The organism is Variovorax boronicumulans (assembly GCF_029892485.1).
In the GTDB taxonomy this organism is placed as follows: Bacteria; Pseudomonadota; Gammaproteobacteria; order Burkholderiales; family Burkholderiaceae_C; genus Variovorax; species Variovorax boronicumulans_B.
The window spans coordinates 141,205-154,574 of sequence record NZ_JARXVG010000009.1 but is presented as its reverse complement, the minus strand read 5'-3'; the positions used below and the strand labels follow the sequence as shown (position 1 = coordinate 154,574).

The window sequence follows — 13,370 nt, the reverse complement described above, 5'->3', positions numbered from 1 at the left end:
GTGCGCCGCAGGCTGGGGGAGAGTCAGAGAACCTCGAACACGCCCGCAGCACCCATGCCGCCGCCGATGCACATGGTGACCAGCACCTTCTTCGCGCCGCGGCGCTTGCCTTCGATGAGTGCGTGGCCTGTCAGGCGCTGGCCGCTCACGCCGTAGGGGTGGCCCACGGCGATGGCGCCGCCGTCCACGTTGAGGCGGTCGGCCGGGATGCCCAGCTTGTCGCGGCAGTAAATCACCTGCACCGCGAAGGCTTCGTTCAGTTCCCACAGGTCGATGTCGTTGACCGTGAGGCCCAGGCGCTTGAGCACCTTGGGAATCGCGAAGACGGGGCCGATGCCCATCTCGTCGGGCTCGCAGCCGGCCACGGCAAAGCCGAGGAAGCGGCCGAGGGGCTTGAGGCCCTTTTGCTGCGCGTACTTCTCGTCGACCACCACGCAGGCGCCACCGCCGTCGGAGAACTGGCTGGCATTGCCGGCCGAAATCAGGCCGCCGGGCATGGCCGAGCGGATGCCGCTGATGCCTTCCTTGGTGGTGCCGGGGCGGATGCCTTCGTCGTTCTCGATCGTCACTTCCTTGGTGCGCAGGCCCAGCACCGGGTCGGCCACGCCGGCCAGCACGGTGATGGGGGCGATTTCTTCCTTGAAGCGGCCGGCTTCGAGCGCGGCGGTGGCCTTCTGCTGGCTCGCTGCGCCGTACTCGTCCATGGCGTCGCGGCCGATGTTGTAGCGCTTGGCGACCTGCTCGGCCGTCTGCAGCATGTTCCAGTAGATCTCGGGCTTGTGCTTCACGAGCCACGGGTCGGCCAGCATGTGCTTGTTGGCTTCGTTCTGCACGCACGAAATGCTCTCGACGCCGCCGGCCACGTACACGTCGCCTTCGCCCGCGATGATGCGTTGCGCGGCGGTGGCGATGGTCTGCAGGCCCGAGGAGCAGAAGCGATTGATCGTCATGCCCGAGGTGGTGACCGGGCAGCCGGCGCGCAGCGCGATCTGGCGCGCGATGTTGGAGCCGGTGGCGCCTTCGGGCGTGGCGCAACCCATGATGACGTCATCGACTTCGGCGGCTTCGATGCCGGCCCGCGAAATGGCGTGCTGAACGGCATGGCCGCCGAGCGTGGCGCCGTGCGTCATGTTGAAGGCACCCTTCCAGCTCTTCGCGAGCGGCGTGCGGGCGGTGGAAACAATGACGGCGCTGGTCATGGTGAGGTCCTTTGAAGATGGAAGGGGAAAAGAGGGTTGGTCGTCATTGCGCCGGAGCAGCGTTGGTGTTGCTCAGGAGCTGGTGATAGAAGCCGATCATCTCGCCGTAGTTGGAGATGGCCAGGCGTTCGTTGTTGCCGTGAAAGCGCGCGAGGTCTTCGCCCTTGACGCGGAACGGCGAGAAGCGGAAGACGGCGTCGCTCACGAGGCTGAAGTGGCGCGAATCGGTGGCGGCGGTCATCAGGCCCGGGGCCACGACGGCGTCCGGAAAGGTCTGGCGCACGGCCTGCTGGATCGCCCGATAGCCTGTGCTGTCGGTCGGTGACACGGGCGACGGCTCGGAGTTGCCCGGATACCGCTTGATCTTGATGTCATCGTTGGCCAAAGCCTTGCGCAGGTGGGCCTCGACGCTGTCGATCGAGTCGCCCGGCAGGATGCGGAAGTTGACCGCAGCCTCGGCGCGGCCGGGCAGCACGTTGTCCTTGTTGCCGGCGCGCACGATGGTGAGCGCGGTGGTCGTGCGCAGCATCGCGTTGCTGCTCGGGCTCTTCTCGAGCTGGCCGCGCACCAGCGGCTCGGTGAGCCACAGGTTGGAGAGCATCACGCGGTTGACGCCGCTCATCTCGGGTGCGAGCGCGCCGAACATCTGGCCCGCCACGCCTTTGATGCCACCGGGCATCGGGTTGGCTTCGAGCCGCGCGAGCGCGGCGCTCATGCTGCCGATGGCGCTGTGCTGCGGTGGCATCGACGAATGGCCGGGGGCGGTGTCGAGCGAAAGAAAGAAGGTGCCGTAGCCCTTCTCGGCCAGGCCAATCAGCGCCGCGGGCTTGGACAGGCCAGGCAGCACGCCGTCGAGCACCAGCAGGCCTTCGTCGAGCACCCAGTCGAGGCGCACATTGCGCGACTTGAGCAATTCGGCGATGGGCAGCGCACCGCGCAGGCCGCTCACCTCTTCGTCGTCGCCCATCACGAGGTAGACGGTCTGCTTCGGCTTGAAGCCGGCGCCGATGAGCAGCTCGATGGCTTCCATCTGCGCGAAAAGATTGCTCTTGTTGTCGAGCGTGCCGCGGCCCCAGACGAAGCCGTCCTTGATCTCGCCCGCGAAGGGGTCGACCGTCCAGGCCTTCTCGGTGCCGGGGGCGATGGGCACCATGTCCTGGTGCGCCATCAACGCGATGGGCTTGGCCGACGGGTCGGTGCCGGTCCATGTGTAGAGCAGCGCCTTGTTGCCCACCACTTCCTTCTTGAGGGTGGCGTGGACCTTCGGGTACTGCTGTTCGAGGTAGGCGTGCAGCTTGTCGAACTCGGCCGCGTTGGCGGCGGGGTCATCGAGGCCCGACACCGTGCGGAACGTGATCGCCGTGGAAAGCCGCTTGGCGGCTGCCTGCAGGTCGATGTCCAGCTTGGGTGCGGGCGCCACCGCCAGTTGCTGCGATGGCGTGGTCCAGGTCTTGACCGCCACGGCGGCCACCAGCAACAGGATTGCCAGCAGCAGCCCGAGGAAGATGCGTTTCAACATAGGCGGTCAGGACTCCCGGATCAGTCTCAGCTGAAGGACTTGCCTTCGGCCACCAGCTTCTGGATCAGCGGCGCCGGCTGCCAGAACTCGGCGTCGTCGCGCGGGTTCTTCGCAAAGCGCTTCATCGACTCGGCCACGTTGTAGAGGCCCACCTGCGATGCGTAGTGCATCGGGCCGCCGCGCCAGATCGGGAAACCGTAGCCCGTGAGGTACACCATGTCGATGTCGCCGGACTTCGAGGCAATGCCGTCTTCCAGGATATGCGCGCCTTCGTTGACGAGGGCGTACACCAGGCGTTGCACGATCTCTTCGTCGGAGATCTTGCGCGGCGTGATGCCCAGTTCCTTGCGGTGGTCCTCGATCATCTTGTTGACGAGTTCCGAGGGAATCGCATCGCGCTTGCCGGCCTGGTAGTCGTACCACCCTGCCCCGGTCTTCTGGCCGAAGCGGCCCAGTTCGCAGAGCTTGTCGGCCGTGCGGCTGTACTTCATGTCGGCGCGTTCGGTGGCGCGGCGCTTGCGAATCGCCCAGCCGATGTCGTTGCCGGCCAGGTCGCCCATGCGGAACGGGCCCATGGCAAAGCCGAACTTCTCGACGGCCTTGTCCACCTGCTGCGGCGTCGCGCCTTCGTCGAGCAGGAAGCCGGCCTGACGCGAGTACTGCTCGATCATGCGGTTGCCGATGAAGCCGTCGCACACGCCCGAGACCACCGAGGTCTTCTTGATCTTCTTGCCGATGGCCATGACCGTGGCGAGCACGTCCTTGGCGGTGGCCTTGCCGCGCACCACTTCGAGCAGCTTCATCACGTTGGCCGGGCTGAAGAAGTGCATGCCGACCACGTCCTGCGGACGGTCGGTGAACGAGGCGATCTTGTCGACGTCCAGCGTCGAGGTGTTGGAGGCCAGGATCGCGCCCTTCTTGGCCACGCGGTCGAGTTCCTTGAAGACCTTTTCCTTGACGCCGATTTCCTCGAACACCGCTTCGATGATGAGGTCGGCATCCTTCAGGTCGTCGTAGCTCAGCGTGGTGCTCAGCAGCGCCATGCGTTGCTCGTACTTGTCCTGCTTGAGCTTGCCCTTCTTGACCTGGGCTTCGTAGTTCTTCTTGATGGTGGCAATGCCGCGGTCGAGCGCCTCCTGCTTCATCTCGAGAATCTTCACGGGGATGCCCGCGTTCAGGAAATTCATCGAGATGCCGCCGCCCATGGTGCCGGCGCCGATCACGCCCACGGCCTTGATTTCGCGCTTGGGGGTGTCGTCAGCCACATCGGGAATCTTCGAAGCTGCGCGCTCGGCCATGAACAGGTGGCGCAGTGCCAGCGATTCGGGCGTGAACATCAGCGCGGTGAAGATGCGGCGCTCCTCGGCCATGCCTTGGTCAAACTTCATCTTCGTCGCGGCCTGCACGGCGTCGATGCACATCAGCGGCGCCGGGTAGTTCTTGGACATGCCGCCCACCATGTTCTTGGTGAACTGGAAGTAGGCGTCGCCTTGCGGGTGCTTGCACGGCAGGTTGCGCACCAGCGGCAGCGCCTCGCCTGTCTTGCCAGCCACGCTCTTGGCGAAGGCCACGGCTTCGTCGAACACCGATTCGGCCGATGCGGCCAGCTTGTCGAACAGCTTCTGGCCCGGCAGGCTCGCGAGCAGTTCGCTCTTCACCGGCTCGCCGCTCACGATCATGTTGAGGGCGGTTTCCACGCCGATCACGCGCGGCAGGCGCTGCGTGCCGCCAGCGCCTGGAATGAGGCCGAGCTTGACTTCGGGCAGCGCGATGCTGGTGCCGGGTGCTGCCACGCGGTAGTGGCAGCCGAGCGCCAGCTCGAGGCCGCCGCCCATGCACACGGAGTGGATGGCTGCAACGATGGGCTTGGGAGAGGCTTCGAGCGTGAGGATCACGCTCAGCAGGTTGGGCTCTTGCAGCGCCTTGGGCGTGCCGAATTCCTTGATGTCCGCACCGCCGGAGAACGCCTTGCCGGCGCCGGTGATGACGATGGCCCTGACGGCGTCGTCGGCATTGGCCTTGGCCAAGCCATCGGTGATGCCGATGCGGGTCGAGAAACCGAGACCGTTGACCGGAGGGTTGGTCAGTGTGATCACGGCGACATCGCCGAGCACTTTGTATTCAGCCGTCATGCTGCGTTCCTTGGTGTGTGAAGAAAAAGAAGAAAAAGCACGAGTGTTCTTTTTCGAGGGATTCTAGGCTTTTGTCGCGACGCAACAATGGCATGCAGTCGCTGTAGCGACAAGCCCTTCGTGCGGAGGGCGGGACTTTTGGGGGAACACCGCGGAACCGGCTTTGCCGGGCCGCTGGTGTTGCCCCCTGCAAGGGGGTTGGCCTAGCGACACGAAGTGCGCGAAGCCTGGGGGTTTGCTAAACCTCCAGCCACTCTTTGCGAGTGGTGGCATCGGCGCGCAGGCTGTCGGGCGTGCCGTCGAACACAATGCTGCCGTGGCCCATGACGAGCGCACGGTCGGAGATCTGCATCGCGATGGTGAGCTTCTGCTCGATCAGCAGCACCGAGATGCCCTTGTCCTTGAGCGTGCGCAGGTACTGCCCCACCAGCTCGACGATCTTGGGCGCAAGGCCTTCGGTCGGCTCGTCGATGATGATCAGGTCGGGGTCGCCCATCAGCGTGCGGCACAGCGTGAGCATCTGCTGCTCGCCGCCCGAGAGCACGCCCGCTTCGGTGTGCTGGCGCTCCTTCAGGCGCGGGAACATGTTGTACATGTCGTCGAACTGCCAGCGGCTGCCTTTGCCCGTGCCCTTCTGCCCCAAGAGCAGGTTCTGGTGCACCGTGAGCTTGGGGAAGATGTCGCGGTTCTCGGGCACGTAGCCGATGCCCAGGTGGGCGATTTCGTAAGCCTTCTTGCGCAGGATGTCCTGGTCCTTCCAGCGCAGCGTGCCCTCGGCATGCACCAGACCCATGATGGCCTTGGCAGTGGTCGAGCGACCCGAGCCGTTGCGGCCCAGCAGCGCGACGATCTCGCCGGGGCCGACGTCGAAGGAAACGCCATGCAGCACATGGCTCTTGCCGTAGTAGGCGTGGATGTCGTGAAGCTTCAGCATGTCAGTGTCCCGCCCCTTGCGCGTCGGCGACCGACGAACCCAGATACGCCTCTTGAACCCGCGCATTGGCGCGAACGGCGGCGGGCGTGTCGAAGGCGATCACCTCGCCATACACCACCACCGCGATCTTGTCGGCGAGGCCGAAGACCACGCCCATGTCGTGCTCCACCGTCAGCAGCGTCTTGCCGACCGTCACCTGCTTGATGAGCGAGATGAAGTGCGAGGTCTCGGTCTTGCTCATGCCGGCCGTGGGCTCGTCCAGCAGGATCACGCCCGCACCGCCCGCGATCGTCACGCCGATTTCCAGTGCGCGCTGCTCGGCATAGGTGAGGTTCACCGCATGCACGTCGCGCTTGCGCTCCAGGCCGATCTGCTTGATGAGCTCCTCGGTGCGCGCATTCGCGTCGTCCAGGTTCGAGAGAAAGCGCAGGAACGTGTACTTGTAGCCCAGGCTCCACAGCACCCCGCAGCGCAGGTTCTCGAACACGCTCAGCTTCGGGAAGATGTTCGTGATCTGGAAGCTGCGCGAGAGCCCCAGCCGGTTGATCTCGTAGGGCTTCTTGCCGTCGATGCGCTCGCCGTTCAGCAGCACCTCGCCGCTGGTGGGCGTGAGGCGACCGCTGATCAGGTTGAACAGCGTCGACTTGCCCGCCCCGTTCGGGCCGATGATGGCCACGCGTTCGCCGGCGTTCACCGCCAGGTCCACGCCGCGAATGATCTCGGTCTTGCCGAAGTTCTTGCGCAGCGCCTTCAGTTCCAGTGCGTGTTGCGCGCTCATTACGCCGCCTCCCGACGTTTGATTTCTGCTTCGATTTCTTCTTGCGCATGGCCCCAGACGCGCACGAAGCGGCGCCGTGCCACTTCCAGCGCGCCCAGGCCGATGGCCAGGATCACCGCTGCGCCCAGCCAGCTGCCGACACCCGCGGTATCGAGCGCCACACCGAAGAAGTTCAGCGTCGGGCCCATCGCCGCATTCAGCTGGATGTGATAGATCATCTCGATCAGCGCAGCCGCGCCGACGACGACCGGAACCAGCGCTACCGCGAGCGCGAGGTACAACCACCAGAAGCGGTCGAACTTGCCGAACTTGGCCACGCGCAGGTTCATCATGATCAGGCTCGCGATGCCGCCGGGGGCGAACATCACCATGAACACGAACACCAGGCCGAAGTACAGCTGCCAGGCCTTCGACAGTTCCGACAGCAGGATCGATGCGAACACCAGCAGCACCGCGCCGATGATCGGCCCGAAGAAGAACACCGCGCCACCCAGGAAGGTGAACAGCAGGTAGCCGCCCGAGCGGATGGCGTTCAAGCTGTCGGCGGCGTTCACGATCTCGAAGTTGATCGAGGCCAGGCCACCGCCGATGCCGGCGAAAAAGCCCGCGATGATGAACGCGAAGTAGCGCACGCGCTGCGTGTTGTAGCCGATGAACTCCACGCGCTCCGGGTTGTCGCGCACCGCATTCAGCATGCGGCCGAGCGGCGTGCCGGTGAAGGCATACATGAGCGCGGTGCAGACGAAGCAGTACGCGGCGATCAGGTAGTACACCTGGATCTGCGAACCGAAGTTGAAGCCGAAGAAAGTCGGGCCGTACACGCGGTCGGTGGTGATGCCGCCCTCGCCGCCGAAGAAGCTCGGGAACATCAGCGCCATCGAGGCCACCAGTTCGCCGATGCCCATCGTGATCATCGCGAAGGTGGTGCCCGACTTCTTGGTGGTCACAAAGCCCAGCAAGATTGCGAAGAACATGCCGGCCAGGCCGCCCACCAGCGGAATGAGCACCAGTGGAATCTGCATGCCGCCCTTGGCGCCCATGTTCATCGCATGGATCGCCAGGAACGAGCCGAGCCCGACGTACACCGCATGGCCGAAGCTCAGCATGCCGCCCTGCCCCAGGAGGATGTTGTAGCTCAGGCAGATGATGATGAGGTAGCCCATCTGCGAGAGCATCGTGAGTGCCAGGCTGCTCTTGAACAGCAGCGGCGAAATGATCAGCACGACCGCGAAGAGCGTCCAGATCAGGTAGCGCCCGATGTTCCAGGGCTTGAAGCGGTAGTACTGTGTGGTTGCTGTGGTCATGGTGTCAGTCCTCTCGCGTGCCCAGAAGACCCTTGGGCCGGAAGATGAGGATCAGCACCAGGAACAGGTACGGAAGGATCGGCGCAACCTGCGAGATCGTGAGCTTGAGGAGCTCGTAGCCGAAGGTCTGGTCGGTCACCGTCATGCCGATGGCGCGCAGGCCCGTGGCCAGCGATTGGTCCATGGCGACCGCGAAGGTCTGGATGATGCCGATCAGCAGCGACGCGAGGAACGCACCGGCCAGCGAGCCCATGCCGCCGACCACAACCACCACGAAGATGATCGAGCCGACCGAGGCCGCCATCGCGGGCTCGGTGACATAGGTGTTGCCGCCGACCACGCCCGCGAGGCCCGCGAGCGCGGCGCCGCCGCCGAACACCAGCATGAACACGCGCGGCACGTTGTGGCCCAGCGCCTCGACCATGTCGGGGTGCTTGAGCGCCGCCTGGATCACCAGGCCGATGCGGGTGCGCGTGAGCAGCAGCCACACCGAGATGAGCATCAGCACCGCCACCAGCATGATGAAGGAGCGCGATTTCGGAAACTGCGTGCCGTACAGCGAGAACAGCGGGCCCTGCAGTTGCGTCGGCAGGCCGTAAGGCACGGTCGAGCGGCCCCATGCCAACTGCACGAGCTCGAGGATGAGGTACGACAGGCCGAAGGTCACCAGCAGTTCGGGCACGTGGCCGAACTTGTGGACCCGGCGCAGGCTGTAGCGCTCGAACGCGGCACCCAGCAGGCCCACCAGCAGCGGCGCGATGAACAGCGCCGGCCAGAAGCCGATGATGTTCGACAGCGTGTACGCAATGTAGGCGCCGAGCATGTAGAAGCTGGCGTGCGCGAAGTTGAGCACGCCCATCATGCTGAAGATCAGCGTAAGGCCAGAGCTCAGCATGAACAACAGCAAGCCGTAGCTGACGCCGTTGAGCAGCGAGATGACGAAGAATTCGACGTTCATCGGTCTTTCGGATGCGTGAAAAAGAAAGAGGCCCGAGTGTTGAAGTCGGGCCTCGACCAGCTAGGCGACAGATCAGGAAGCCGCGGCGCCGGGTCGCTTCATCTGGCACGTCGTCGGGGTGCTCGAGACGTAGGGCTCGTAGTACTTCACCGGGGCCAGCGTGTAGCCGGTGTTTTCCGGGCTGTACGGGTTCTTGGCGTCGGCCTTCTGCCAGCGCGTGATCCACAAGCCCTGCTGCAGCTGGTGGTCGGCCTTGCGCATTTCGACGTCGCCGTTGAAGCTCTTGAACTTCATGCCTTCCATCGCGGCCGCGACCTTCACCGGCTCGGTCGACTTGGTGCGCGCGAACGCTTCGCTCAGCATGGCATACACCGTGTAGATATCGGTGGTGTACATGTCGTCGTTGAAGCGCTTCTTGAACTCGCCCATCAGCGGCTGCACCGGTCCCGGCGCGTTGTAGTGGCTGTAGCCCACCTGGTAGACCTTGCCGTCCGAGGCTGCGCCCATGGCGGTCGGGGTGCCGTTGGTCACGGCGTAGTAGGTGTAGAACTTGACGTTCAGGCCCGCATCGTTGGCCGACTTGATGAGCAGCGCGAGGTCGGAGCCCCAGTTGCCGGTGATGACCGTGTCGGCGCCCGAGGCCTTGATCTTGGCGATGTACGGCGCGAAGTCGCGCACCTGGGCCAGCGGATGCAGGTCGTCGCCGACGATCTCGACGTCGGGGCGCTTGCTCTTCAGGTTGTCCTTGGCGTACTTGGAGACCTGCTGGCCGTGCGAGTAGTTCTGGTTGATGAGGTAGACCTTCTTGATGTCGGTCTGGTCCTTCATGAAGGTGGTGAGCGCCTCCATCTTCATGGAGGTGTCGGCATCGAGGCGGAAGTGCCAGTAGCTGCACTTGCTGTTGGTGAGGTCGGGATCGACCGCTGCGTAGTTGATGTAGAGCACTTCCTTGCCCGGGTTGCGGGCGTTGTGCTTTTCCAGCGCATCGATGATGGCGAGCGCCGGGCCCGAGCCGTTGCCCTGCACCACGTAGCGCGCGCCCTGGTCCATGGCCGAGCGCAGTGCGCTGGTGGTTTCCTGGGGGCTGAGCTTGTTGTCGATCCCGATGACTTCGAACTTCACGCCGGCCACGTTCTTCTTGTTGAATTCTTCGGCCAGGAACTGGAAGGTCTTGAGCTGGTTCGTGCCCACCGCGGCCATGAGGCCCGAGAGCGGGTCCAGCCATGCGATCTTGACGGTTTCACCCTTCTGGGCCAGAGCGCCGGAGGCACTCGCGGCAAGGATGGCTGCGGTAGCGATTTTCAGAGCGAACTTCACGATCTATATCTCCTGGTCAAACCGAATCAAAAAGCCTTGCACGAGCGTACAAGCGTTCCCAGCCCCTCCCCTCAGGGAATGCCCGTAAGGGGGTGGCCGCGAAGGCCCGTTTCTATCGCGCAGGCGACAGCGCATTTCTCCAATTGCTACCCGCCGGTAGAGCCTTGCTACCGCCGAGTAGGAAATGCGTTCACAAAGGCCCTCAGGGGCGCTTCATCTGGCAGGTCGTGGGCGTGCTCGCCACATACGACTCGTAGTACTTCACGGGGACGTTCGTGTAGCCGGTGTTCTCGGCGTCGTACGGGTACTTGGCGCTGGCCTTCTCCCAGCGCGAGATGTAGAGGCCCTGCTGCAGCTGGTGGTCGGCCTTGCGCATCTCGACCTCGCCGTTGAAGCTCTTGATCTTCATGCCTTCGAGTGCGGCCGCGACCTTCACGGGATCGGTCGACTTGGTCTGCACGAAGGCCGCATCGAGCAATGCGAAGGTGTGATAGATCGACGACTGCGTCAGGTCGTCGTTCATCTTCTTCTTGTAGCCGGCCAGCAGCTTCTGGATCTCGCCGCCCATGTTGTAGTGGGCATAGGCCACGGTGTAGACCTTGCCGGCCGAGGTGGCGCCCATGGCCGTGGGCGTGCCGGCGCCCGGCGCGTAGTAGGTCAGGAACTTGACGTCCAGGCCCGAGTCGTTCGCCGCCTTGATGAGCAGCGACAGGTCGGAGCCCCAGTTGCCGGTGATGACGGTGTCTGCGCCCGAGGCCTTGATCTTGGCGACGTACGGCGCGAAGTCGCGCACCTGCGCGAGCGGATGCAGGTCGTCGCCCACGATCTGGATGTCGGGGCGCTTGATCTTCAGGTCTTCCTTGGCGAACTTCGACACCTGCACGCCGTGCGCGTAGTTCTGCCCGAGGATGTAGACCTTCTTGATGTCGGCCTGGTCCTTCATCCAGGTGGTCAGCGCCTCCATCTTCATGGAGGTGTCGGCGTCGAGGCGAAAGTGCCAGTAGCTGCACTTGCTGTTGGTGAGGTCCGGGTCCACCGCCGCATAGTTCAGGTAGAGCAGTTCCTTGCCTGGATTGCGCGCATTGTTCTTCTCGATGGCGTCGATGATCGCCAGCGCCGGGCCCGAGCCGTTGCCCTGGGTGATGTATCGCGCGCCCTGGTCCTGCGCCGAGCGCAGCGCGGCGGTGGTTTCCTGCGGGCTGAGCTTGTTGTCGATGGCGATGATCTCGAACTTCACGCCCGACGCATTCTTCTTGTTGAACTCCTCGGCCAGGAACTGCGTGGTCTTGAGCTGGTTGGTGCCCACCGCGGCCATCAGGCCCGACAGCGGATCGAGCCAGGCGATCTTGACCGTCTCGCCCTTCTGGGCAAAGGCGGCGGTCACGCTCACCAACATGGCACAGGCAGCGACTGACTTGAGGGCAAATTGCATGAAGAGTCTCCTGGATGAAAGGCGGTATGAAGCGGGATGCCAGCGTACAAGTGCCCCTTTTTTCCACGCACAGGGAATGCCCGGAAGGAAGCCCGCCGAAGTGGCCTTCCTATCGCCTGCGCGACAGTGCGGGCGGGCGGTCCCGCGTGTTCAGAGCGTCGACAGCTTGTAGTCCTTGAGCAGTTCGCGCAGCCGGGTCTTCAGGATCTTTCCGGTGGCGCCGATCGGAATGGCTTCGACAAAGACCACGTCATCGGGAATCTGCCATTTGGCGGTCTTGCCTTCGTAGAACTTGAGCAGTTCCTCGCGCGAGACTTCGGCGTTGGGCTTCTTCACCACCGCGATGATCGGCCGTTCGTCCCACTTCGGATGGAATACGCCGATGCAGGCGGCCATGGCCACGGCCGGGTGTGCGACGGCAATGTTCTCGATCTCGATGGAGCTGATCCATTCGCCGCCGGACTTGATCACGTCCTTGCTGCGGTCGGTGATCTGCAAATAGCCCTCGGCGTCGATGGTGGCGACGTCGCCGGTGGGGAACCAGCCGCGGCCCTGCGCATCAGGGATCAGCGGATCGCCGCCCTCGCCCTTGAAGTACTCCTTCACGATCCACGGGCCCTTGACCAGCAGGTCGCCGTAGGCCTTGCCGTCCCAGGGCAGTTCGTTGCCGTCGCCGTCGACGATCTTCATGTCGACGCCGAAGATCGCGCGGCCCTGCTTCATGCGGATCTGCAGCTGCGCGTCGGGCGGCAGCGACAGGTGCTTGTTCTTGAGCGTGCACAGGGTGCCCAGCGGGCTCATCTCGGTCATGCCCCAGGCATGCAGCACCTCGACGTTGAACTTCTCCTGGAACGCCTTGATCATGGCCGGCGGGCAGGCCGAGCCGCCGATGACGGTGCGGTTGAGCTTGCTGAACTTCAGGTCACCGGCCTGCATGTGGCCCAGCATCATCTGCCAGACGGTGGGTACGCCGGCCGCGAAGGTCACGCCTTCGAACTCGATCAGCTCGAACACCGACTTGCCATCGAGTGCCGGGCCGGGGAATACGAGCTTGCAGCCCACGAGCGCCGCCGAATACGGAATGCCCCAGGCGTTGACGTGGAACATAGGCACCACCGGCAGCACCGAGTCTTGCGCCGAGAGGCGCATCACGTCGGGCAGGGCCGCGGCGTAGGCGTGCAGCATGGTCGAGCGGTGGCTGTAGAGCGCGGCCTTCGGGTTGCCCGTGGTGCCGCTCGTGTAGCACATGCTCGAGGCCGAGTTCTCGTCGAAGGTGGGCCAGTCGTAGCTGTTGGGCTGCGCGCCCATCCAGCTTTCGTAGCTCACGAGGTTGGGGATGCCGCTGTCGGCCGGCAGCTTGTCGGCATCACACAGTGCAATCCATTTCCGGATCGTGGGGCACTTGGCGTGCACCGCCTGCACGAGCGGCAGGAAGGTGAGGTCGAAGCACAGGATCTGGTCTTCGGCGTGGTTGGCGATCCAGGCGATCTGGTCGGGATGCAGGCGCGGGTTGATGGTGTGCAGCACGCGGCCGCTGCCGCTCACGCCGTAGTACAGCTCCAGGTGGCGGTAGCCGTTCCAGGCCAGCGTGGCGATGCGGTCGCTGAAGAGCAGCTGCTCGCCATCGAGCGCATTGGCCACCTGCCGGGCACGCGATGCGATGCCGCCCCATGTGGTGCGGTGAATGTCGCCTTCGACACGGCGCGAGACGATCTCGCCGTCGCCGTTGTGGCGCTCGACGAACTCGATCAGCGACGAGATCAAAAGCGGTTGGTCTTGCATCAAACCCAGCATCTA

At 64.3% G+C, this 13,370-nt stretch carries 10 protein-coding genes; all 10 read right to left on the bottom strand.

Annotated features, from left to right (window positions below; all coding sequences use genetic code 11):
* Positions 1–23 precede the first annotated feature (23 nt).
* On the bottom strand, positions 24–1,199 hold the full coding sequence (locus tag M2282_RS20955; protein WP_280810690.1) for an acetyl-CoA C-acyltransferase: 1,176 nt from the start codon (positions 1,197–1,199) through the stop codon (positions 24–26).
* A gap of 43 nt (positions 1,200–1,242) precedes the next feature.
* Entirely contained in the window at positions 1,243–2,718 is a 1,476-nt protein-coding gene (locus M2282_RS20950; RefSeq protein WP_280810689.1) for a M20 family peptidase, read from the bottom strand.
* Between the two features lie 26 nt (positions 2,719–2,744).
* Positions 2,745–4,850, bottom strand: a complete 2,106-nt coding sequence (locus M2282_RS20945) for a 3-hydroxyacyl-CoA dehydrogenase NAD-binding domain-containing protein (protein WP_280810688.1) — start codon at positions 4,848–4,850, stop codon at positions 2,745–2,747.
* 238 nt (positions 4,851–5,088) lie between these two features.
* On the bottom strand, positions 5,089–5,784 hold the full coding sequence (locus M2282_RS20940; RefSeq protein WP_042581647.1) for an ABC transporter ATP-binding protein: 696 nt from the start codon (positions 5,782–5,784) through the stop codon (positions 5,089–5,091).
* Position 5,785: 1 nt separating this feature from the next.
* A complete protein-coding gene (locus tag M2282_RS20935) occupies positions 5,786–6,562 on the bottom strand; it encodes an ABC transporter ATP-binding protein (protein WP_280810687.1) in 777 nt (258 codons plus the stop codon).
* A complete protein-coding gene (locus tag M2282_RS20930) occupies positions 6,562–7,866 on the bottom strand; it encodes a branched-chain amino acid ABC transporter permease (protein WP_280810686.1) in 1,305 nt (434 codons plus the stop codon). Before M2282_RS20930 ends, M2282_RS20935 begins: the two co-directional genes overlap by 1 nt.
* Positions 7,867–7,870: 4 nt before the next feature.
* Positions 7,871–8,824: a branched-chain amino acid ABC transporter permease gene (locus tag M2282_RS20925; protein WP_176657545.1), complete on the bottom strand. Its 954-nt coding sequence runs from the start codon at positions 8,822–8,824 to the stop codon at positions 7,871–7,873.
* Between the two features lie 72 nt (positions 8,825–8,896).
* The gene (locus M2282_RS20920; RefSeq protein ID WP_280810685.1) at positions 8,897–10,141 is read right to left on the bottom strand and encodes a branched-chain amino acid ABC transporter substrate-binding protein; all 1,245 of its coding nucleotides are present in this window, start codon (positions 10,139–10,141) and stop codon (positions 8,897–8,899) included.
* 202 nt (positions 10,142–10,343) lie between these two features.
* Positions 10,344–11,573 (bottom strand): branched-chain amino acid ABC transporter substrate-binding protein, encoded by a 1,230-nt coding sequence (locus tag M2282_RS20915; protein ID WP_280810684.1) that lies wholly within the window; start codon positions 11,571–11,573, stop codon positions 10,344–10,346.
* A gap of 150 nt (positions 11,574–11,723) precedes the next feature.
* The gene (locus M2282_RS20910; protein WP_280810683.1) at positions 11,724–13,367 is read right to left on the bottom strand and encodes a 3-(methylthio)propionyl-CoA ligase; all 1,644 of its coding nucleotides are present in this window, start codon (positions 13,365–13,367) and stop codon (positions 11,724–11,726) included.
* Positions 13,368–13,370 lie beyond the last annotated feature (3 nt).